At 37.8% G+C, this 680-nt stretch carries 1 pseudogene; it reads left to right on the top strand.

The features are described 5' to 3' along the window. Positions 1–457 precede the first annotated feature (457 nt). A pseudogene (locus BCT81_RS29500) lies at positions 458–680 on the top strand (hypothetical protein); the annotation flags it as partial.

Below are 680 nucleotides of genomic sequence, written 5' to 3'. Positions count from 1 at the left end.
TTATACGATGCACGCACATCGTCTTAACGAGTTTGATAATGCCACATCTAACTGAAAACGAAACCTTTTTCTTCCTTTTTTATTCTAAGTGCTCGCATAACCACCACTCCGCTAGTTTTTCAATCACGTCTGCTGTTTCGTGGTTGCATAAAGTGTGACTAAACTCTCGTTAAGCGCTCTGTCCTTAAATGTCATGACTACCGTGAGCTTTGGGTGAATTTTAATCTTGATTTATAAACCGTCGTATTGTTTGCTCTTTGCTCTGTATTTGACCTGAATTTTGTGAATAATCTCGTTAACACACGCGGTTTTTTTGAGCAGGTTTAACGGTCTGTTTATAACAATATGGATGCATAGATTTAACTTGTGAACAATTCTTATTATTCATAGGCTTAATCCTAAATGAGTAGAGTCATTCGTACTTTTGAGTGTTAGAAGAAAAAAGTGACGAATCTAGTTGATAAATTACGCAAAAACCTCGTCATTCCGTCTATCGTCTGGTACATTTGCCGCACATTTTGTTTCCCCTAAAATACCCATGCCTTCTCAGTACCGAATTAACAAAATTGTTGAAATTGGCGATACACTTCACCGCAGTGGTTGTGCTCCTTACAAGCTTGAAAAATATACACAGCATTATGCTAAAAAGCATGGTGTAGACGTCATGATTCAGGCAACAC

Source organism: Vibrio sp. 10N.261.52.A1, assembly GCF_002876325.1.
Taxonomy (GTDB): Bacteria; Pseudomonadota; Gammaproteobacteria; order Enterobacterales; family Vibrionaceae; genus Vibrio; species Vibrio chagasii.
The sequence above is the reverse complement of the archived record's forward strand: the minus strand, read 5'-3'. Positions and strand labels throughout refer to the sequence as shown.